The following is a 20,481-nucleotide window of genomic DNA, read 5'->3' as shown; positions in this document are numbered from 1 at the left end:
CTTCTTCCCTAAGAAAATCCATGCCGTAACTGCCAAAGGGTTCATCCTCAAACTTATCCTCTTTATATTTGCCTATACATTAAATCAAATCATCCAATAACTCGCAACTTGAGTTAATTAGTTGACAGTCAACTATAAAACATGTTTATGTTAGTCATCAGAACCGCGTTTTGCACGAGAGCAGCATTTTTGCTGCTGTTCATTTGGCTTACCGGGTGTGCGCCCACCACCAGGATTACGGGTACCTGGAAAAACCCGGATGTGGGCAACAGGACCTTTAGCAAGGTGGTGGTGGCGGCACTTTCCAATAATGTGCGGGCAAGGGAAAAAGTGGAGGCCGATATGCAAGCCCAGTTGCAGCAGCATGGAATAGAAGCCACAAAGAGTATCAATATTTTTCCACCCAACCTGGCAGGCAAGCAAGGCCCCGATGTAGACCTGCTGATGGAAAAAGTAAAAGAGGCGGGCTATGATGCCATCATTACCGTAGCCCTGATCAATGAAGAAACCGAAACACGCTATGTGCCGGGCACCTATGGCTATTCGCCGGTAACCAGGTTTGGCTGGTATGGTCGCTTTAGGGGATATTATACTTACTGGTACCCCACCCTCTACGACCCAGGCTACTACACCGAGAATAAGATCTACTTCCTGGAGACCAACCTGTACGATGTAAGCAGCGAAAACCTGCTTTGGTCTGCCCAGTCGCAATCTTATGACCCCGCCAGCTTGCGGAAAGCTTCTGAGACCCTAGCCGAGATCACCATAACCAGGATGGCGCAGGATAAACTGATCCGATAAAGACTAAACTTATCCTGACGGAGTATAAAACGAAACAGGCGGGCCCATGGGCCCGCCTGTTTCGTTTTAACATAAAGGATTTACTTTATTCGTTGTATAAGACCTGTAACACGGTTTGCCCTACAGCTTTAAGTGTTTTTTTGCTGATCACCTCCATGTTGTCGGAGTGCCGGTGGTGGTAGGGGCCAAAGTAATCCTCGGGGTTGTTCATGTTATACTCGATGATATCAATCATACGGATGTTTCCCCAGGCATTTACAAAGGAATGGTCATCGGTAATAGCGGGTGCGTCTACGTATTTAAAGTAATCGGAATACCCTATGCGGTTCCCTGCCTTCCATACTTTGCCAACTATCTCCTTGGCGTACTGCATGGAGGTTCCCTCACGGGCAAATTTGGCACCCTCTGCCCCCACCATATCCAGCAGGATGCCGTAGTTGGCGCGGTAGTTCGGTTTGTGCTTGTTCTTGCTCCAGTACTGTGAGCCCAGGCACCAGGTGTTTTCCTGGTAGGCCAGGCCGCTGTTATCAGGCTGGCCATAATCCTCCCCATCGAAGAAGATCATATCTACCCCAATGTCTGGTTTCTGCTCCGCCTGCTGTATAGTTCGGGCAATCTCTAACAAAATGCCGACGCCGCTGGCGCCATCGTTGGCCCCGTCGGCTGGTGTTTCGGGTTGCTGCGCGTCTTTGTCCGCCATGGGCCGGGTATCCCAGTGGGCGGCTAGCAGCACGCGATTGGCCGCATCCGGGTTATAGGAGGCGATCACGTTGCGCAGGTTCAGCATTTTGCCATCGTAGGCGCGCATCTGAAACGTCTGCACCTGCACCTCAGCACCATACTCCTTCAATTTTTGGATGATCCAGTCGCCGGTGGCATAGTGGGCCGGTGTATTGGGCACCCTGGGGCCAAAAGCCACCTGCCGGGCCACCAGGGCATAGGCAGTATCCGGGTTAAACGCCGGGGCTGCCACCAGCGGTGCCTCCTTCTCCTCCGCGTCTATTTGTTGCGTACCGTTCTGTTCAGCCGAATCGCAGCCGTTTAGCACCAGCGAGCCGATGAGCAGCAGGGCGAGCATGTTCATTTTATTCTTCATAAGCCCAGTCAATTCCGGTTTTCATATCCTTAATCACGATGCCTTGTTTTTTAAGCTCGGCACGTATCGCATCTACTTTGTCGTAAGCCTTGGCTTCTTTGGCTTCTTTATACAGTGTCAGCACCAGGCGCAGCATTTCGTCCATGTCGCCTGGCAGCTCCTCTCTAAGGCCCAACACATCCTGCACCAGCTTCTGATAGGTGTCGCGCACCGTATCAAAAGTGCCCCTGGTTAGCTGCGCTAGCTTCAGTTGCCCCAGGTACAAGCCATTTATCTTTTTAAGCAAATTAAAAAGCGAGGCGATGGTACGCGCCGTGTTCAGGTCGTCGTTCATGCCCCGGTAGCAATCCTCGGTTAGTTCCAGCAGTTCCTGGTTCAGGTTTTCATCAGGCGCCGTGTCGGCACCATCTTCAGGGTACTGCAGTTTTTTGAGCACATGCAGGCCGTTCATCAGCTTGGTATACCCTTTGCGGGCTGCCTGAAGCGCCTCGTTGCTAAAGTCGAGGGTGCTGCGGTAATGTGCCTGCAGTATAAAAAAGCGGATAGTCATGGGAGTATACTTGTCCTCCAGCAGCTCGTGGTGGCCGCTGAACAACTCGCTGAGGTTGATAAAATTCCCCAACGATTTGCCCATCTTCTTGCCGCCCACGGTAATCATGTTGTTGTGCACCCAATAACGCGCCGCGTCTGTGTGGTTGTTGCTGGCCTGGCTCTGCGCTATCTCGCATTCATGGTGCGGAAACATCAGGTCCAACCCTCCTCCGTGAATATCAAAAGTAGTGCCTAAGTACTTGCGGCTCATGGCCGAGCACTCCAGGTGCCAGCCCGGGAAGCCTTCGCTCCAGGGCGAGGGCCAGCGCATGATGTGGCTGGCAGAGGCTTTTTTCCAGAGCGCAAAATCCAGGGGCGAGCGTTTTTCCTCCTGCCCTTCTGTGGCGCGGGTGTTGCTCATCAGGTCCTCGATCACGCGCCCGGACAGCTTGCCGTAGTTATGGTGCTGGTTGTAAGCGGGCACATCAAAGTATACCGACCCGTTCGACACGTAGGCCATGCCGTTGTCGAGGATCTCCCGTATCATCTCGATCTGCTCGATGATATGGCCGGAGGCGCGGGGCTCAATATCAGGGCGCAGCACGTTTAGCTTATCCATTTCCTGGTGGTACACATTGGTGTAGTGCTGCACCACCTCCATCGGCTCCAGGTGCTCTATTTTCGCTCTCTTCTGGATCTTATCCTCTCCCTCGTCGGCGTCATTCTCCAGGTGGCCCACATCTGTAATGTTGCGCACGAAGCGCACTTTATACCCTACAAACTTCAGGTAGCGGTACAGCACATCAAACGTGACGGCACTGCGCGCGTGCCCCAGGTGCGGTTCGCCGTAAACAGTTGGCCCGCAGAGGTACATGCCTACAAAGGGTGCGTGCAGCGGTTCAAAATCCTCTTTCTTTCGCGTGAGCGTGTTGTATAGTTTCAGTTTCTGTTGCATGTTTCGTATAAAGTATAAACACCTGCTGGTGCCGCGCCCCTGTTTATGAATGGCGTCGGTTGCTGCGGGCCATAGTTCAAAATTACCACACGCCGGCCCTATCTCCTACTGGGTTTCTGTGGCCTTCGGCTCCAGCAGATACCGGGCAGAAATCGGGAAATGGTCTGAAAGCCCCATCTCGTAATGCGTTTCAAAATCATAAGCCTGCAGCGATTTGCTGTAAAACTGGTTGTCAATGCGCAGAAACGGGAGCGGCCCGTTGTATGTTGCCCCTACCCCGTTGCCGGCCCTTACAAAAGCATTGTCCAGCTCCTCAGCCAGTTGGTTGTAAGTATAACTGAACGGAATATCGTTAAAATCGCCGCACACAATAACCGGGTAAGGCGACTCCCGGATGTGCTCCAGCAGCAGGTTTACCTGGTGCCCACGGGCAATAAACCCTTTCTTCAGACGCCTGGCCAGGTTGCGGCCTTCTTTCTTAAAGCTTTCTTCGTTGCCAATGGCCGAGTAGGTGTTTTCGATGTCCTGTGATTTGATGCTCATCGATTGCAGGTGCGCGGTGTACACGCGCAGGGTGTCGCCGGCCACGTCCACATCCACCCAGATCCCCCGGTTTGAGTTGGACTCTCCGAAACGGATCACTCCCTTGTTAATGATCGGGTACCTGGAGAAGACAACAATCCCTATATCGGCCTTGTTCCGGTCCACATACGAGACCGAGAAAAATCGTTGCTTGTTGTAACGCGTGCCTATTTTACTGATCGTGTTGTAAGTGTTGGAGCCCCGGTTGCTGTAAAACTCCTGCAGGCAGATAATGTCTGCGGGATGCGTGGCCACCCAGTCCACCATATCCATCGAGGCCTGCCCCTCGCTTCCGTCCTTATCGGCATAGGCATTGAATACGTGGGTATTGAAGCTCAGCACTTGCAGCGTTTTGCTGCTGGGGGCGATGTCCTGGGCAAAATTAATGGCGACAAAGCGCGCGTAGTAATTCCAGCCCAGCATCAGCACCGCCAGGGGCAACACAAACAACCAGGACCGGCGCACAGCCCAATACAGCAGGAACAGAAAGTTGCAAACCAGCGCAGCAGGCAGTGAAAAGGCGATGAATGCGGCAGGCCAGAATTCGTACGGGGGCACCTGCAGGCAGAGCACGCCCACCAGCACCCAAAACACCACCCCCATGTTCAGGATGAGCCAGATTCGTCGTCTTATTTTTTTGAAGGAGGCCGCCACAGGGGCAAACTTACAAATTATGCCATTATCTATACCATGTCCTCTGCCAGAATATCTTTATAGCTGCATGGGCGAGCTGCTCAATCAATGTGTATTTCCTGTATCCCCGAACCATGGCGCTTACTTTTTTGTTGATTTTTAGTTAGCACCTGAAAAGTGGAAACGGCGGGGCATAACTTTTAAAAAAACTGGAAATTATTATTTCCTTAGCTATACTAAAGGCACTATGTTGTTTATATAATGTTTTTGTAGTAAATTTGCAGCGTTATATCCAAAGAGGTGAGGGGACATAAAAAGTCCCCTTCTTTATTTCTCAAGCAGCAACTATGGCACTTACCGCGCAAGTAATAAGAGAGATGGCAGAGGCAAGCCTCCCCGAAGAGGACTTGTTCGTCGTAGATGTGTCTGTTTCGTCTTCGGCTGTTCGCCCTAAAATTGTGGTGCTGGCCGATGGAGAGCATGGAATCACCATTGAGCAGTGCGCCAAGATCAGCCGCCGCATCAACAAGCAGATTGAGGAGCAGGAGGGAGAAGAAATCAGTTATGTACTGGAGGTGAGCTCGCCGGGCGTTGACTTTCCACTGACGCAGCCCAAGCAGTTTCAGCGAAACATAGGGCGCAGCCTGAAGCTAAAAATGCAGGACGAGACAGAGAAGACAGGCAAACTGGAGGAGGTCACAGAAACCGGCATTAACCTGCTGGAGGAGAAAAAACAAAAAGGCAAAAAGGCAACGTATGAGCCTGTGCAAATACCCTTCGGGGAGATTGTAAAAGCAAATGTTGTAATATCTTTTAAATGATAAACAAATGAACAGTTCAGTCCTGATCGAGTCGTTCGCTGAATTCGCGAAATTCAAGAACATTGACCGTCCGACCATGATGCGCATTCTGGAGGATGTTTTCCGCACTATGATCCGCAAGAAGTGGAGCACCGACGAGAACTTTGACATTATCCTTAACGTGGAGAAAGGTGACCTGGAGATCTGGCGTAACCGCGAAATCGTGGACGACAACTCAGAGGATATCTGGGACTATGACAAGATCAGCCTTTCTGAGGCCCGCAAAATTGAGGCTGACTTTGAGGTTGGCGAGGAAGTGTCGGAGGAGATACAGCTAGAGGATTTTGGCCGCCGTGCCGTTCTGACAGCCCGCCAGACGCTGATCCAGCGCATCAAGGACATGGAGAAGGAATTGCTTTTCCAGAAGTATAAAGACCAGGTGGGTGAGATCATATCGGGCGAAGTATACCAGGTATGGAACCGTGAGGTGCTGCTGCTGGACCAGGAGGAGAATGAGCTGCTGATTCCGAAGGCAGAGCAGATACCAAAAGACCGCTACCGTAAAGGCGACCAGGTGCGTGCCGTTGTACAACGTGTTGAGATTGTGAATGGTAACCCCAAGATCATACTTTCGCGTACCTCTCCTACTTTCCTGGAGCGCTTGTTCGAGAACGAAGTACCGGAGATCTTCGACGGCCTGATCGCGATCAAGAAAATTGTGCGTGAGCCGGGTGAGCGCGCCAAGGTGGCTGTAGAATCTTTCGATGACCGCATTGACCCGGTGGGTGCCTGCGTAGGCATGAAAGGATCGCGTATCCACAGCATCGTGCGGGAGTTGGAGAACGAGAACATTGACGTCATTAACTATACCGACAACCTGGAGCTCTACATTCAGCGCGCGCTTAGCCCTGCTAAGATCAGCAGCATGAAGATTGACGACGAAACAGGTCGTGTGTCTGTTTTCCTGAAGCCTGACCAGGTTTCCCTGGCCATTGGAAAGGGAGGCCAGAACATCAAGCTTGCCAGTAAGCTGGTGGACCTGGAGATCGACGTTTTCCGTGAGTCCGAATCGTATGAAGAGGATATCAGCCTGGAAGAATTTACGGATGAGATCGAGGATTGGGTAATTGCCGAGTTAAGGCGAATTGGCCTTGACACAGCCAAGAGCGTATTGGCTGTAAGCAAAGAAGACCTGCTTCGCCGCACAGAACTGGAAGAGGAAACTATCGAAGATGTGCTAACCGTTCTTCGCGAAGAGCTGGAGGAAGAAGAAGAGAATCAATAGTTGCTTGTTGTGCGGTGTTAGTATAATTTTGAAGAAGTTTTACGGCACCGCATAATAGATCGTCTGGCAGGGCAGCTATACGTAATATTAGAATTAAAAAGACAGCATATTAGAACAACATGGCAGAAGAAAAAACAAGGAGGCTTAAACAGGTTGCAACTACGTTAAACATTGGTACATCTACCATTGTGGACTACCTCTCTGCTAAGGGTTTTGACGTAGACAACAAGCCTACGTCTAAAATCACAGCGGAGCAGTTCGGTATGCTGGCTAAAGAATTCGCCTCCTCTATGCAGGACAAGCAAGAGGCTGAGGAACTGAATATCGGCAAGAAACCGCAGAGCAACCAGGTTATCGAGTCGGAGAAGCAGCCTGAAGTTACAAATAGCAGCGAGCCAGAGGAAGAACTTCAGATAAAAACAGTACACCAGCCTAAGGCTGCCGCTGAAGAAGCAAAGCCAGTTCCAGCAGCGCCTGCTACACCAGAGGCCCCTGCCGTTGAAGCCAAGCTTCCGGGCATTAAAGTAATGGGCAAAATTGAACTGGATGCCAAAGGGCGTCCGGTAGCGCCGAAGCCTGCCGTAAAGCAGGACGAGACACCAGCGCCAGCCGCGGCACCGGCACCTGCTGAAAAGGCCGCTCCAGCGCCTGAGGCTCCGAAAGCAGCGGAAACTTCGAAAGTTGAGGCTCCGAAGGCAGAAGAGGCCAAGGCAGCTACACCGAAACCGGAAGAATCTCCTACAACAGTAACAAAGGCAACAGAGGCCCCTCAGGCAGAAACACCTGCCGCTGCCCCTGTTGTCGCAAAAGAAAATGCAACTGAGCAGCCTGCCGCTACGGCTCCAGCCGCAAAGGCTCCGCAAACACCGGAAGCCGCGAAGCCAGAGGCGGCAAAAGCAGAGACAACAACACCGCCTGCTGCACAGCAAGCACCTGCAGCACAGGAACCCGCTACGCCGGCAACTCCTGGTACAGATAACGATAAGGAAAGACCAATAGAAACGATTACAGGAAAAGCCGACCAGCTGAAAGGCCTGACGGTGCTCGGTAAGATAGAATTACCAACCGAGTCCCGCAGGAAAGGATCGAAGCCGGTAGCATCTTCGGACGAGAAGAAAGGCAAGAAGAAGAAGCGCAAGCGCATCATGGTTGCTACCGAAGGGCAGCAGCCCGGACAGCAGGGCCAACGCCCAACCGGACCGCCACAGGCAGGAGGCGCACCTCGCCCCGCCGACAGAGGGAACCAACGCCCTGTTAAACCAGCAAAAGGACGTGGCAACATGCCTGTTGGAAGACCAGAGAAGAAAGAGGTTACCGATAAAGAAATTCAGGAGCAGATCAAGGCTACGCTGGCGAAGCTTAGCGGTGGCAAAGGCAGCGGAGGAAACCGCGCCAAATATCGCCGTGAAAAGCGCTCGGCCATTGCAGATGCAACGGAAGAGCGCCGCATGGCAGAGCAGGCAGACTCTAAGACACTGCGTGTAACAGAGTTCGTTTCTGCTAACGACTTAGCCGCCCTGATGGATGTGAGTGTGAACGACGTCATCAAGGTGTGTATGCAACTGGGCATGTTCGTTTCCATCAACCAGCGCCTCGACGCCGAAGCCATCACCATCATTACAGATGAGTTTGGCTACGACGTAGAGTTTATTACTGCCGAGGAAGAGCAGGGGCTAGAGGATATTATTGAGGAAAACGAGGAAGACCTGGCCGACCGTGCCCCGATCGTGACCATCATGGGTCACGTTGACCACGGTAAGACCTCGCTTCTGGACTACATCCGAAACGCCAACGTAACAGCCGGCGAAGCAGGTGGTATCACGCAGCACATTGGTGCCTACAAAGTGAAGACAGAAAGCGGCCGTACGGTTACTTTCCTGGATACACCGGGTCACGAGGCCTTTACAGCCATGCGTGCCCGTGGTGCCAAGGTAACAGACGTTGTTATCATTGTGGTAGCAGCAGACGACTCGGTGATGCCTCAGACAAAAGAAGCCATCAACCATGCACAGGCTGCCGGTTCACCTATCATCATTGCGCTTAACAAAATAGATAAGCCTGGCGCCAACCCGGATAAAGTTCGCGAGGAACTTTCTCAGATGAACATCCTGGTGGAAGAATGGGGCGGTAAATACCAGTCGCAGGAGGTTTCAGCGAAAACCGGACAGGGTATATCAGACCTGTTAGAGAAAGTGTTGCTGGAAGCAGAACTGTTAGAACTTAAAGCAAACCCGAACCGCCAGGCAATTGGTACTGTGATCGAAGCCTCTCTGGACAAAGGCCGTGGCTATGTGGCCACCATGCTGGTGCAGACAGGTACCCTCCACATTGGCGATATTGTGTTGGCCGGCTCGCACTTTGGTAGAGTAAAAGCCATGACAGACCACCGTGGCCGAAAAATGAAAGAAGCCGACCCATCTACACCGGTACAGTTGTTAGGTTTAGATGGTGCCCCGCAGGCAGGTGATAAGTTTGTGGTGATGGAATCAGAGCGTGAAGCACGCGAGATCGCCTCCAACCGTTCGCAGATGCAGCGTGAGCAAAGCTTGCGTACCCGTAAGCACATTACCCTGGATGAGATCGGTCGCCGTTTGGCAATCGGCACGTTCAAGGAACTCAACGTGATTGTGAAAGGTGACGTGGACGGGTCAGTGGAAGCACTTTCTGACTCTTTACTGAAACTGTCAACCAACGAGATCCAGGTCAACATCATTACAAAGGGTGTGGGAGCCATCTCCGAATCCGATGTACTGCTTGCTTCCGCATCAGATGCCATTATCATTGGTTTCCAGGTACGCCCTTCTCAGAATGCGCGTAGGCTGGCCGAGCAGGAGCAAATTGATGTGCGCCTGTACTCTATCATCTACGATGCGATAAACGAGGTGAAGGATGCCATGGAAGGCATGCTGGCCCCAACGCTGAAAGAAGAGATCCTGGGTAACGCCGAGGTAAGGGATGTGTTCAAGATCACGAAAGTGGGTACCATCGCAGGTTGTATGGTTACCGATGGCACGATCCAGCGAAATGCCAAAGTACGCCTGGTGCGGGATGGCATAGTGGTGTTGGATGGCGAGATCCTGGCACTGAAGCGTTTCAAAGACGATGTATCTGAGGTAAGACAAGGGTACGAGTGCGGTATCAGCCTGAAGAATTACAATGACATTCAGGAAGGTGATATTATTGAGGCATACGAAGAGAAAGAAGTGAAGCGTAAGCTTTAACCAGAACATATCTTAAACAGGGGCGCCCCTGTTGTGTATTCAGCCGGGGCGCCCCTGTTTAAGATAGCCTACAAGTATAAGCACTAAAAAAAGGAAAGGCTGCCCAACTCACGGGCAGCCTTTCCTTTTTTTGACGGTATTGAATGAGGGTTAATGTCTTCTCCTTTTCTTGCGCTCCAGCCTTTTTTTATCGCGCTCGTGCTTTTTCATCATCTCCTTTTCCTTCTTCATAATTTCCTTCATCTTCTTACTGTTCCTGATCCGGAGTTTATCGTAGCTTCGCTTTCGGTTAGAGGTTTCTTCGTAGGTATTGAACCGCTTGTCAAGGCCTTGCCCCCTGTTGCCCACAGCATCAGCTGTGCTGCCTTTGTCCTCCAGCTTAGCTGTTCCCCAATACTCATCCTTCGATTTACTGCTTTTAGAGGTCGACTGCGCCTTAGCTTCGGGAAAAGCGAAGAAACAGATGAGGGTCAGGGTAAGTAAGGCTATTTTTTTCATTCTTGTTCTATGGGTTCAGCTTATACAACGCAAAAAACGTGCATAGTATATATTTTTTGTTTACAACATGCTGTAGGAGTGCAAAAGTTCACCTACTTAAAGTTGTAGGAAATCCCAATCCCCAGGGTTTCCTTTACCTGTAAGCGGGGTCCCTTCCCATCAATTTTATTATCGTTATTCCTGTCTACATCAATGTTGATATCATCATCATAAATAAGATGCAGGAACAAGCTGGCGGATATGAGTTTGTTTACTTTAAAATTCAGTAAATTCTCCCAGTTAACATCTACATTTTCTGGGTTTCGGAGATAGTTGGAGAACAGGTCGAGCTTAGACTGGAAGATGATGTTCTGCAGGATCTCATTTTTATAGCGCACGTTCACATACCCTCCGAACTCTTTGCGCAGGTGCTGCCCTGTGCCCGGTATAATGTTACCAAAAGCATCTGTATCGGCTGCGTTTACACCAAAAGCGCCCCGATCTGCCAATCGCTGGCTTTGCACGAAGGTAAACTTACCGGTAAGCGGGGAAATGAACACCGACAGCTTTTCATTTGGCTTGTAATCCATACCGAGAGAGGCCAGCACAAAGGCCGGTGAAAAGAAGCTGGAGATCAGGGTGTCGCGGGAGGCCGTGTACGTGGGAGAAAGCTGCGTTTTCAGGTTCAGCTGGGCCGTATAGAACCAGTGCTCGGTGGCCCGGTGGCCATACTTCAGGTTAAGCTCCAGCTTGTCGTCGCTTTTCTGCACGCGCTGTTTCTCCAGCTTTACCAGCCCGTAGATCACATCCAGCGAGTTATTCCAGGTATTGTCGCCGTGCTCGTAGTTGGCATATAGCCCGGCAATGCCCAAAACGGAAATCGTATTTTGGCCACCGGCAGCCCAATTATTCAGGCTTACCTGGCTAAAGTTCAGCGTGCCGGTGCCGCCCAGGTCCCAGACGGTGCTGGTATCCGGTTCGGCGGTGGTCTGAGCCAAGGCTTGAGAAGAGATTGTCAGGCAAAGTATAAAAGCAAGAATAAAATAATAACGTGTAAAAAAAACCATAGGCAGTCATAAAGTATAAGTGCGCGGGCGCACAGTTGGGTAAAAAGAAGGGATACGTGCGCTTATACCACCTTGTTTTCGGGTGCCACGGCGCCATCGGTGTTACGGAGTATATCCCGGATCTCTGCCAGCAGCACCTCCTGCTTGTTAACCGGAGGGGCCGGCTTGGCAGCCTCCTTTTCGCGCAACCGGTTCACCGACCTCACCAACAGGAAGATAGCCAGGGCAATGATCAGAAAATTAAATATGGCCTGAATGAAGTTGCCGTAGTTCACTGTTACGGCTTCCGATACGACATCCCCGTTCTGGACCACAGCCTCTTTAAGCACGAGCTTCAGCCGGGTAAGGTCTACGTTACTCACCACAAGCCCTAGTGGCGGCATAATAATATCCTTCACCAAAGAATTGGTAACTCCACTGAAGGCGGCACCAATCACCACACCAACTGCCAGGTCGATCACGTTGCCTTTGACTGCAAACTTCTTGAATTCTGAAAAAAAACTCATTGGGTTATGTGTAAATTAAAAATTAAACATTCCTGAAGCTAACTATGCGACATCTTTGACCTTCTGTGCAGGCTTTCTAGCGTTATAAGATAACGTCATTACCAGATTGCCGCCAAAGGATTTGATGAAATTACTATATTTGTAAGAGAAACCAAGAATCTAAAAGAGCTAAAGAAACTATGGCCATATACGAAAACCTGCTGCTGGAGCTGAACAACGGCATTCTAACGATTACAGTTAACAGGGCAGAAAAACTGAATGCGCTGAACATTGATACCATCAAGGAAATAAAAAATGCGATTCAGCACGTGTATGACGACGCGGAGGTAAAGGGAGCCATTTTTACTGGCGCGGGTACCAAAGCGTTTGTCGCCGGTGCGGATATCGCTGAAATAGCAGAGCTGAACGAGGTTACCGCGCGTAATTTTGCCGAACGTGGACAGGAGGTTTTTGCCATGATCGAGCGTTGCAATAAACCTGTGATTGCGGCAGTAAACGGCTTTGCACTCGGCGGCGGATGCGAACTGGCCATGGCCTGCCATATGCGCATTGCCAGTGAGAATGCCCGTTTTGGCCAACCCGAAGTAAACCTTGGGGTTATACCCGGCTACGGCGGCACGCAGCGCATGACCCAGCTTATAGGTAAAGGGAAAGCCATGGAGCTCATGATGACCGGCGACATGCTCACGGCAGAGGAGGCCAGGGCACTTGGCCTGGTGAACCATGTAGTGCCCCAGGAGAACCTATTGCCGAAATGCACGGAGCTGATGGAGAAAATCATGGGCAAGGCGCCCCTGGCTGTGGGCCTGGTGATTGAGTGCGTGAATGCCGTTTACAACAAAGATGAGAACGGCTACCAGACAGAGGCTAATTCTTTTGCCCGCTGCTGTACCTCCGCCGATTTTGTGGAAGGCACCAATGCCTTCCTCGAGAAACGCAAGCCTGCTTTCAAAGGAATCTGATCATTCGCCATCCGACCCTTTCTATATGAGTGTAGCCAAAAACCTGGTCGGACAAACTGCTGCCTACGGTTTAAGCAGTATTGTAGGCAGAGCCCTTAATTACCTGCTGGTTCCCATTTACACGGCTGTATTCCTCCCCGAGGAGTATGGGGTGGTCTCGTACCTGTACGCTTTTGTGGCTTTCTTCAACATCCTGTACACCTACGGAATGGAGACGGCCTTTTTCCGTTTCGCCAATAAACCAGGGGCAGACCGGAAGCAGCTTTACAACCAGGTGCTTAGCATTATAATGTGTAGCAGCGTGGTGCTGTCTGGCATCATCATACTGGCCTCCGGCACCATCGCGCAATACATCGGTTACCCCGAACAACAGAAGTACATCGCTTGGCTGGCTGTGGTTTTGGCCATCGATGCCACCGTGGCCATACCCTTTGCCTGGCTGCGCCTCCAGAACAAAGCCATTAAATTCGCCTCCTTAAAACTGGTGAATATCCTGCTTACGGTGGGGGCAAATTTATTCTTTCTGGTGCTGTGCCACGGTATTTACCAGGGGGAGTATCTACAGAGCCTCAGACCATGGGTCGAGAAGATTTACAACCCAGCGTTTGGAATAGGCTACATTTTCCTGATCAACCTGATCGCCAATGCCCTCCTGATCCCGATGCTCTGGAAGGAGTTCTCGATCTTTCGGGTTCAGCTGAACAAAGCGCTGCTCAAGCCCATGCTGGTCTATGCCTACCCCCTCCTGTTTATGGGGCTGGCAGGCATGGTGAATGAGGTGATCGATAGAATACTGTTGGAGGAGTGGCTTCCTGAAAGCTTTTACCCGGGTATGAGCAACATGGCCGCTGTCGGTATTTACAGTGCCTGTTACAAGCTCTCCATTTTCATGACACTGGCTATACAGGCTTTCCGGTATGCAGCAGAGCCCTTTTTCTTCTCGCAGGCACAAGACAAGAACTCGCCCAACACCTTTGCCTTGATCATGAAATGGTTTGTGATCGCCTGCGCCTTCATTTTCCTGTTCATCTCTGCCAACCTCGAAGACTTCGCCTTGCTGTTGCGGCGTGAGTCGTATCGGACAGGCATCATGGTGGTGCCTGTTCTGCTGCTGGCTAACCTGTTCCTGGGCGTCTACTATAACCTGTCGGTGTGGTTTAAACTAACTGACAAAACAAAGTATGGCACCTACATCAGTTTCGGCGGAGCCGCCATCACAGTCATTTTTAACCTGGCGCTTATTCCCCTACTAGGGTACCTGGGCTCAGCCATTGCCACTTTTGTCTGCTACTTCAGCATGGCCCTGATCAGTTACCTGATGGGGAACCGCCACTACCCTATTCCTTATCCCGTAAAAACCATTTTGGGCTATATCGTGTTTGCTATAGCATTGGTGTGGCTGGCACTGGGCCTCGAAATAGATAACTTCTGGCTGCGCCATGCGTTTCACCTGGCAGTATGCGCTGTTTTCCTGGCCGCTGTCTGGGTTCGTGAGCGCCCCCGCTTCCTAAAATTTTAGACCTTATTTTCAAAGATGAGCAAAAGAAACCCGGTGGTAAACGTCATTAACCAATCCAAGCACCCACTACCCTCTTACCAAACACCGCAGGCGGCAGGCATGGACCTGCGGGCCAACCTGGAGGCCCCGGTAACCCTAAAGCCCCTGCAAAGGGCCCTGTTACCCACAGGGCTGTACATCGAATTGCCCGAAGGGCACGAGGCGCAGATCCGGCCACGGAGCGGGCTGGCCTACAAGCATGGCATTTCTATTGTGAACAGCCCGGGCACCATTGATGCCGATTACCGCGGAGAGATCAAGGTACTGCTTGTAAACCTCTCTGACCAGGATTTCGTGGTAGAGGACGGGGAGCGCATTGCCCAAATGGTGGTAGCTGAATATGCCCGTATCACGTGGTCGGAGGCACAGGCCCTGAGCGATACCGAACGGGGCGCAGGGGGCTATGGCAGCACAGGCACCAAATAAATCTTCTGCACCCCTTTTTCATCAGGGATTAAAAAGAAGAAACACTACGTATACATGCTACCGCAGCAGCGGTGGTCCTAAATAAAGTTTGAAACCAAATAATCAGTTATGAGGATCATAATACCGATGGCAGGGATGGGCAAGCGCATGCGCCCCCACACCTTAACCGTTCCGAAACCACTTATCCCGATTGCAGGCAAGCCTATTGTGCAGCGCCTGGTAGAGGACATTGCCAAAGTATGCCAGGAGCCTATCGAGGAGGTAGCTTTTATCATTGGCCACTTTGGGGAAGCAGTAGAAAAAGACCTGGTGCGCATTGCCGAGAAAGTAGGCGCTAAAGGAAGCATCCATTACCAGGAGGAAGCGTTGGGCACGGCCCATGCTATACTCTGCGCCCAGCAAGCCTTGGAGGGCAAAGTAGTGGTTGCTTTTGCAGATACCCTTTTTAAAGCCGACTTTAAGCTGGACACCGATGCAGACGGCACCATCTGGGTGCAGCGCGTAGAGGATCCGCGCCCATTTGGCGTTATCAAGCTGAACGATCAAAACGAGATCACCGACTTTGTAGAAAAACCGCAGGAGTTTGTTTCTGATCTGGCGATCATCGGCATTTACTATTTCCGCGACGGGGAATACCTGCGCAGCGAGCTGCAGTACCTCCTCGACAACGACATCAAAGACAAAGGGGAGTACCAGTTAACCAACGCGCTGGAGAACATGAAGAACAAAGGCACTACCTTTATTCCGGCCGTGATCTCAGAATGGCTCGACTGCGGAAATAAAAACGCCACAGTTTATACTAATCAACGCTATTTGGAGTATATAAAAGATGAGGAAGGCTTAGTAGCCGCATCGGCGAAGCTAGAGAACACAGTGATCATCCCTCCAGTGTATATTGGTGAGAACGCCCGGATAACGAACGCTGTTATCGGGCCGCATGTTTCTATAGGAAGCGGCACCATTATAGCTGACTCGGTGGTGAGCAACTCTATTATTCAGGAGAACACGAACCTCAAAAACGGCAACATTGCAAACTCAATGCTAGGCAATTTTGTTGTGTATGAGGGACGCCCTACTGATCTCAGCTTAGGCGACTATAACACGCTTATAGACTAGTATACCATGAATACTTTCAGAAATTTTCTCCTGGCAACCAGCTGCATGGCTGTGCTTACAGCAGGAGGCGCCAATGCACAATCTTCCCGCAAAAAAGGCAAGGCTCAAAAAGAGGCCGCCGCTGGTGTTATACAGCAGGCACCGCAGCCCACCGAGCAGGAATTACAGATCAGCGAGGCGTTATTTCTGGATGGTATGAAGTATTTTATGCTGGAGGACTACCAACAAGCCCTCCAGCTATTTCAGAAAGCCTATACGATTACGCCAAGCAACTCCGGCCTGAACTACAAGCTGGGCGAAACCTACCTGGTGCTGAAAGACCCCAAGTCGGCCATGCCGTTTGCGCAGGCGGCCGTGTTACAAGACGCCAGCAATCCCTATTACTACCTCCTGTTAGCTCAACTGAATACAGAGCAGCAACAGTACGATGCCGCGGCACAAGCCTACAACGACTTGCTGCGCAACGTGCCCGGATCCGATCAGTACCTTTTCAACCTGGCCGATTTATACTTGTCGCAGTCGCGCTACGAGGATGCCCTAAAGACCTATGAGCGCATCGAGAAGCAGTTTGGCGCGGTTGAGCAACTGTCGGTAAGCAGGCAACAGATTTACCTCAGGCAAAAAAACATGCCCAAAGCCATTGAAGAGGGCGAAAAGTTAATTGCCGCTAACCCCGACGAAGCCCGCTATTATCTTGCGCAAGCCGAGCTATATAACGCCTCCAAAAAGTTAGATCAGGCGATTGCCACCATTGATAAGGCGCTGCGTGTTGAGCCCAACAACCCCTTTGCGCACCTGATGCTGTCGGACCTGAACCGGCAGAAAGGCAATACCAAAGAGGCTGAAAAACAAGTGAAGCTAGCCTTCGCCAGCACCGACCTCGACATAGATACCAAGGTCCGCATCCTGGTGGACTTTATCCGCCAGCTTCCGAACCCTGCCATTGAGGGCGTATCGCTTGAACTGGTAGACCTGACCATCGCAAACCACCCGGATGAGGCCAAGGCATATGCTGTGGCCGGCGACCTGCAAACGATTGTCGGCAAAAAAGAGACTGCTCGCAACAATTACCTGAAAGCCGTAAAGCTTGATGACTCACATTTTAAGATCTGGCAGCAGATCGTGCTCCTGGATGCGGAGCTCTCGCAGGCTGACTCTATGGTGGTGCACTCCGAGCAAGCCTTGGAGCTTTTCCCGAACCAAGCCGTATTCTGGTTTTACAGCGGCACAGGCCACATGATCGAGAAGAACTATGCCAAGGCAGTGAAGGCTCTGGAACACGGCAAGCGTCTTTCGAGTGGGGAGGCCGAGCTTCTCACGCAGTTCAACATGCAGCTCGGCGACAGCTATAATTCCTTAAAAGATTACGCCAAGTCTGATGAGGCTTATGATGCAGTGCTCACACAAGACGCCGACAACGAGCACGTATTAAACAATTACAGTTATTTTTTATCATTACGCAACGTAAAAATGGACAAGGCTAAAAGAATGGCCGAGCGTCTTGTAAAGCAACATCCCAACAACCCCACTTACCTGGATACCTATGCCTGGGTGCTCTATAAAATGGGTGCCTACGCGGAGGCGCGCAAATACCTGGAGCAGGCAGTGGCTATTTCAGACGATGCCACCATTGTAGAGCATTATGGCGATGTGTTGTTTAAAATGGGTAAGAAAGAAGAAGCCGTTAGCCAGTGGCAGAAAGCCAAGTTAAAAGGAGAAGCCTCCGCCTATATCGACAAAAAAATAAAAGACCGAAAACTTTATGAGTAAACACCTTTTGCTTTGCCTGTGCACGCTTCTTTTGCTGGCAGGCTGCAAAAAAGACAACGTTCCCACCACGGCCACGGAGGCACCCACTACGGTAGGGCGCGTAACAGTAAATAACCTGAACTTTAACTTTTTCAGCTCAAAGGGCCAGATCACCTTCAACGATAAAAACGACAACCTTTCTTCGGGCATTTCGCTGCGCATCAAAAAAGACAGCGTTATCTGGGTATCGGTGCAGCCTGGCCTCGGCATTGAGGCCGCCCGCATGATGCTTACCCAGGACTCTGTGTTTATGATCAACCGGCTGCACAAGGAATACATTGCCACCGACTACCGTTTTCTGCGAAGCAAACTGAATGTAGATGTTACATTTGATGTACTGCAGGCAATATTGTTAGGCAATTACCAGTCGCAGGGCATAGAGAAAATATTGGACGAAGGCAGTTTGCAACACATACAGCAAATGCGCGAGAATCTGCTTTTCGATTATTTTATTGGTTTGCAGAACAGCAAGCTCCAGCAACTGAACGTGCAGGATAAAAACACCAGCAACACCATTACGGTAAAGTATAATAGTTTCGATGCCATTGGCGCTGTACCTTTTGCCCATGCGCTGGCAGCCCAGGTGCTGCAGCAGGGGCAAGTCACTGATTTTACGCTAAAGCACAGCCGCGTTTCCATAACCGACGAAGTACTTGCCTTTCCGTTCGCCGTGCCTACGGATTATAAACACCTATCTTTTAATTAAATCGGAGGTGCTGTTGGTTCTTCATTCATAGTTTTAGCATATTTGTAGCGAAGCGTGCACTTGCACTTCACTTCCGGGGCAAAATTTAATCTGATAGGTTTCTTACTGCCCGTTTACCTGCGCAAGTGAAGCAACTTAAACATACGCTCCTATAGACCAATCCCTAGTTAGATGAAGGCCCTTTACAGATTCGCCTTTTTTTTGCTTCTACTGTCCTTTCCCCTGGCCACTTTGGCACAGAAACATAAATCAAAGGCACAGCTGGAAAAAGAGAAAAAGGAAAACCTTACCCGCATAAAGCAGGCAAACCAGATCTTACAACAGACCAAGAAGCAAAAAGAAGCTTCTTTGGGCCAACTTACGGCCATCAAGGAAAAAATTGATGTTCAGAAGGGGGTGATCACGAATATTTCCCGCGAAATAAATTACATAGCCTCTGATGTGCAGCAAACGGAAGGGATGGTAAAGGCCCTGCAAAACGACCTGGCAAAGCTAAAGGCCGAGTATGCAACGATGGTGTACGCTGCCGCTAAAACAGCCAATAGCTACAACAAGTTGATGTTTCTGTTTGCCTCTGATTCCTTTAACCAGTTGGTGATGCGCCTGCGCTATTTGCAACAGTACACGGAAGCCAGAAAGCAACAGGTAGAGCAGATCAACAAAGTACAAGTGGTACTTACAAGCCAGTTGGCCAGCCTGGAGTCTAAGAAACAGCAAAAGCAGAACTTACTCAACAAACAATTAACAGAGAGTAAGAACCTATTGAGCTTAAAAGTACAACAGGACAGCGTGATTAACCGGCTCAGCAAACAGGAAAACAACCTGATGGAGGAGGTGGCCCGGCGCCAGCAGTCTGTAAAGAAACTGGACAAGTTAATTGCCGACATTGTACGGGAAGAAATAGCACGGGCCGCCAGAGCGGCCCGCGAAGCCGGCAAGAAGTCGAGTGGCAGCACCAGTAAAATGACCTTAACGCCCGAGGCTGCTCTTATATCCTCTTCTTTTGCAGGCAACAAAGGTCGCTTTTCGTGGCCCGTTGAAAGGGGCTTCGTTTCGCAGAAGTTTGGCCGGCAAAACCATCCGGTGTTAAAAGGAGTGATCGTAGAAAACCGGGGGGTGGATATCCAGACCTCCCAAGGCGCAACAGCCCGGGCCATATTTGAGGGCAAAGTGCTGACTGTGGCCAGTGTGCCGGGCATGAATAACATTGTGATGGTGCAGCATGGGGAGTACTTTACGGTATATGCCAAACTAAAATCAGTGAGTGTAACAACCGGGCAAACCGTGCACGTGAAGGATGTGATCGGCACTGTTTACACAGACGCTGATGGAACGACAGAACTCCAGTTCCAAATTTGGAAAAACAGCAGTAACATGAATCCTGAGTCCTGGCTTAGCAGCAAATAAGACTTTAACCAGCCTAAAATCAAGAAGATCAAATTCGGAGCCAGGGCCCCGAATTTGATCTTCTTGATTTTAGGGGAATACGATAGCCTGGAAACAAAAAAACACCCTACAGTGCAGGGTGCCTTTCCAAGCTATGAAAACAAACTTAATATTTTATATTAATTAGTGTCTTGGTTTCCTGTCAACACCAATCTTATATTCTAATTTTAATTTATAACCTTTTCAACCAATAAACAAACCGTTAGTATGTATGGTTTTAGGTTAATTACTCTATTGCTATACTACTATTCTTAACTTTTGTTTCAACCCTATCGCGCTTTATTATTAGCTAGCGGGTTTCCAGAATAATTTAGCTTCAGAAATTGAAAAAAAGTGGCGTATCCACTATTTTTGACTTGGGTCAGGGACAGGTAAGCAGCTTATGTGTCCATGTTCTGAATAGCACATATTCAAGTTTGGTGCCAAAAACAGCCAAACTTGTAACCCCTTGACCAGTAGCATAAAACTCATGATAGCACCTCTCAGAATTTCCCAAATATGGAG

Annotated in this window: 17 protein-coding genes and 1 pseudogene; 12 read left to right on the top strand and 6 right to left on the bottom strand. The window is 50.4% G+C overall.

All coding sequences use genetic code 11. The annotated features are described in order from the left end of the window. Both AC4BAN_RS16075 and AC4BAN_RS16070 read left to right on the top strand, forming a co-directional pair. Positions 1–100, top strand: a pseudogene (locus tag AC4BAN_RS16075) (IS982 family transposase); the annotation flags it as partial. 47 nt (positions 101–147) lie between these two features. After that, positions 148–801 carry a DUF4136 domain-containing protein gene (locus AC4BAN_RS16070; protein WP_490565435.1) on the top strand — a complete coding sequence of 218 codons (654 nt, stop codon included), beginning with the start codon at positions 148–150 and terminating at the stop codon, positions 799–801. 85 nt (positions 802–886) lie between these two features. On the opposite strand, the gene AC4BAN_RS16065 is transcribed toward AC4BAN_RS16070, so the two are convergent. From AC4BAN_RS16065 to AC4BAN_RS16055, 3 genes are all read right to left on the bottom strand, one after another. Further along, positions 887–1,897 (bottom strand): M28 family peptidase, encoded by a 1,011-nt coding sequence (locus tag AC4BAN_RS16065; protein ID WP_490565434.1) that lies wholly within the window; start codon positions 1,895–1,897, stop codon positions 887–889. Continuing rightward, positions 1,887–3,383: a cysteine--tRNA ligase gene (gene cysS, locus AC4BAN_RS16060; RefSeq protein ID WP_490565433.1), complete on the bottom strand. Its 1,497-nt coding sequence runs from the start codon at positions 3,381–3,383 to the stop codon at positions 1,887–1,889. The genes AC4BAN_RS16065 and cysS overlap by 11 nt, the downstream gene beginning before the upstream one ends. Before the next feature lie 105 nt (positions 3,384–3,488). Continuing rightward, positions 3,489–4,619: an endonuclease/exonuclease/phosphatase family protein gene (locus tag AC4BAN_RS16055; RefSeq protein ID WP_490565432.1), complete on the bottom strand. Its 1,131-nt coding sequence runs from the start codon at positions 4,617–4,619 to the stop codon at positions 3,489–3,491. Positions 4,620–4,945: 326 nt separating this feature from the next. On the opposite strand from AC4BAN_RS16055, the gene rimP reads away from it, so the two are divergent. The 3 genes from rimP (at position 4,946) to infB (ending at position 9,904) form a co-directional block, all read left to right on the top strand. After that, positions 4,946–5,419 carry a ribosome maturation factor RimP gene (rimP, locus tag AC4BAN_RS16050; RefSeq protein WP_490565431.1) on the top strand — a complete coding sequence of 158 codons (474 nt, stop codon included), beginning with the start codon at positions 4,946–4,948 and terminating at the stop codon, positions 5,417–5,419. A gap of 7 nt (positions 5,420–5,426) precedes the next feature. After that, a complete protein-coding gene (gene nusA, locus AC4BAN_RS16045) occupies positions 5,427–6,683 on the top strand; it encodes a transcription termination factor NusA (protein WP_490565430.1) in 1,257 nt (418 codons plus the stop codon). Between the two features lie 119 nt (positions 6,684–6,802). Then, positions 6,803–9,904, top strand: coding sequence for a translation initiation factor IF-2 (gene infB, locus AC4BAN_RS16040; protein WP_490565429.1), 3,102 nt, complete (start codon positions 6,803–6,805; stop codon positions 9,902–9,904). Between the two features lie 150 nt (positions 9,905–10,054). Here infB and AC4BAN_RS16035 read toward each other — a convergent pair whose 3' ends face one another. The 3 genes from AC4BAN_RS16035 to mscL form a co-directional block, all read right to left on the bottom strand. Continuing rightward, a complete protein-coding gene (locus AC4BAN_RS16035; RefSeq protein WP_490565428.1) occupies positions 10,055–10,402 on the bottom strand; it encodes a hypothetical protein in 348 nt (115 codons plus the stop codon). Positions 10,403–10,494: 92 nt separating this feature from the next. Next, positions 10,495–11,379 carry a DUF3078 domain-containing protein gene (locus tag AC4BAN_RS16030; RefSeq protein WP_490565427.1) on the bottom strand — a complete coding sequence of 295 codons (885 nt, stop codon included), beginning with the start codon at positions 11,377–11,379 and terminating at the stop codon, positions 10,495–10,497. A gap of 131 nt (positions 11,380–11,510) precedes the next feature. Further along, complete coding sequence (mscL, locus tag AC4BAN_RS16025) at positions 11,511–11,954, bottom strand: large-conductance mechanosensitive channel protein MscL (protein ID WP_490565426.1); 444 nt, start codon at positions 11,952–11,954, stop codon at positions 11,511–11,513. A 179-nt stretch (positions 11,955–12,133) separates the two neighbouring features. Here mscL and AC4BAN_RS16020 point away from each other — a divergent pair, with 179 nt between their 5' ends. The 7 genes from AC4BAN_RS16020 (at position 12,134) to AC4BAN_RS15990 (ending at position 19,938) form a co-directional block, all read left to right on the top strand. After that, complete coding sequence (locus AC4BAN_RS16020) at positions 12,134–12,916, top strand: enoyl-CoA hydratase/isomerase family protein (protein WP_490565425.1); 783 nt, start codon at positions 12,134–12,136, stop codon at positions 12,914–12,916. A gap of 25 nt (positions 12,917–12,941) precedes the next feature. After that, positions 12,942–14,435 carry a lipopolysaccharide biosynthesis protein gene (locus tag AC4BAN_RS16015; protein WP_490565424.1) on the top strand — a complete coding sequence of 498 codons (1,494 nt, stop codon included), beginning with the start codon at positions 12,942–12,944 and terminating at the stop codon, positions 14,433–14,435. A gap of 15 nt (positions 14,436–14,450) precedes the next feature. Next, positions 14,451–14,900: a dUTP diphosphatase gene (gene dut, locus AC4BAN_RS16010; protein WP_490565423.1), complete on the top strand. Its 450-nt coding sequence runs from the start codon at positions 14,451–14,453 to the stop codon at positions 14,898–14,900. A 108-nt stretch (positions 14,901–15,008) separates the two neighbouring features. Next, positions 15,009–16,016, top strand: coding sequence for a sugar phosphate nucleotidyltransferase (locus tag AC4BAN_RS16005; protein WP_490565422.1), 1,008 nt, complete (start codon positions 15,009–15,011; stop codon positions 16,014–16,016). A 6-nt stretch (positions 16,017–16,022) separates the two neighbouring features. Continuing rightward, complete coding sequence (locus tag AC4BAN_RS16000; RefSeq protein ID WP_490565421.1) at positions 16,023–17,786, top strand: tetratricopeptide repeat protein; 1,764 nt, start codon at positions 16,023–16,025, stop codon at positions 17,784–17,786. Continuing rightward, complete coding sequence (gene lolB1, locus AC4BAN_RS15995) at positions 17,779–18,531, top strand: lipoprotein insertase outer membrane protein LolB1 (RefSeq protein ID WP_490565420.1); 753 nt, start codon at positions 17,779–17,781, stop codon at positions 18,529–18,531. Before AC4BAN_RS16000 ends, lolB1 begins: the two co-directional genes overlap by 8 nt. 231 nt (positions 18,532–18,762) lie before the next feature. Then, complete coding sequence (locus AC4BAN_RS15990; RefSeq protein WP_490565419.1) at positions 18,763–19,938, top strand: murein hydrolase activator EnvC family protein; 1,176 nt, start codon at positions 18,763–18,765, stop codon at positions 19,936–19,938. The last annotated feature ends 543 nt before the right edge of the window (positions 19,939–20,481 follow it).

The sequence above is a fragment of the Pontibacter sp. GD13 genome (assembly GCF_058216355.1).
The sequence above is the reverse complement of the archived record's forward strand: the minus strand, read 5'-3'. Positions and strand labels throughout refer to the sequence as shown.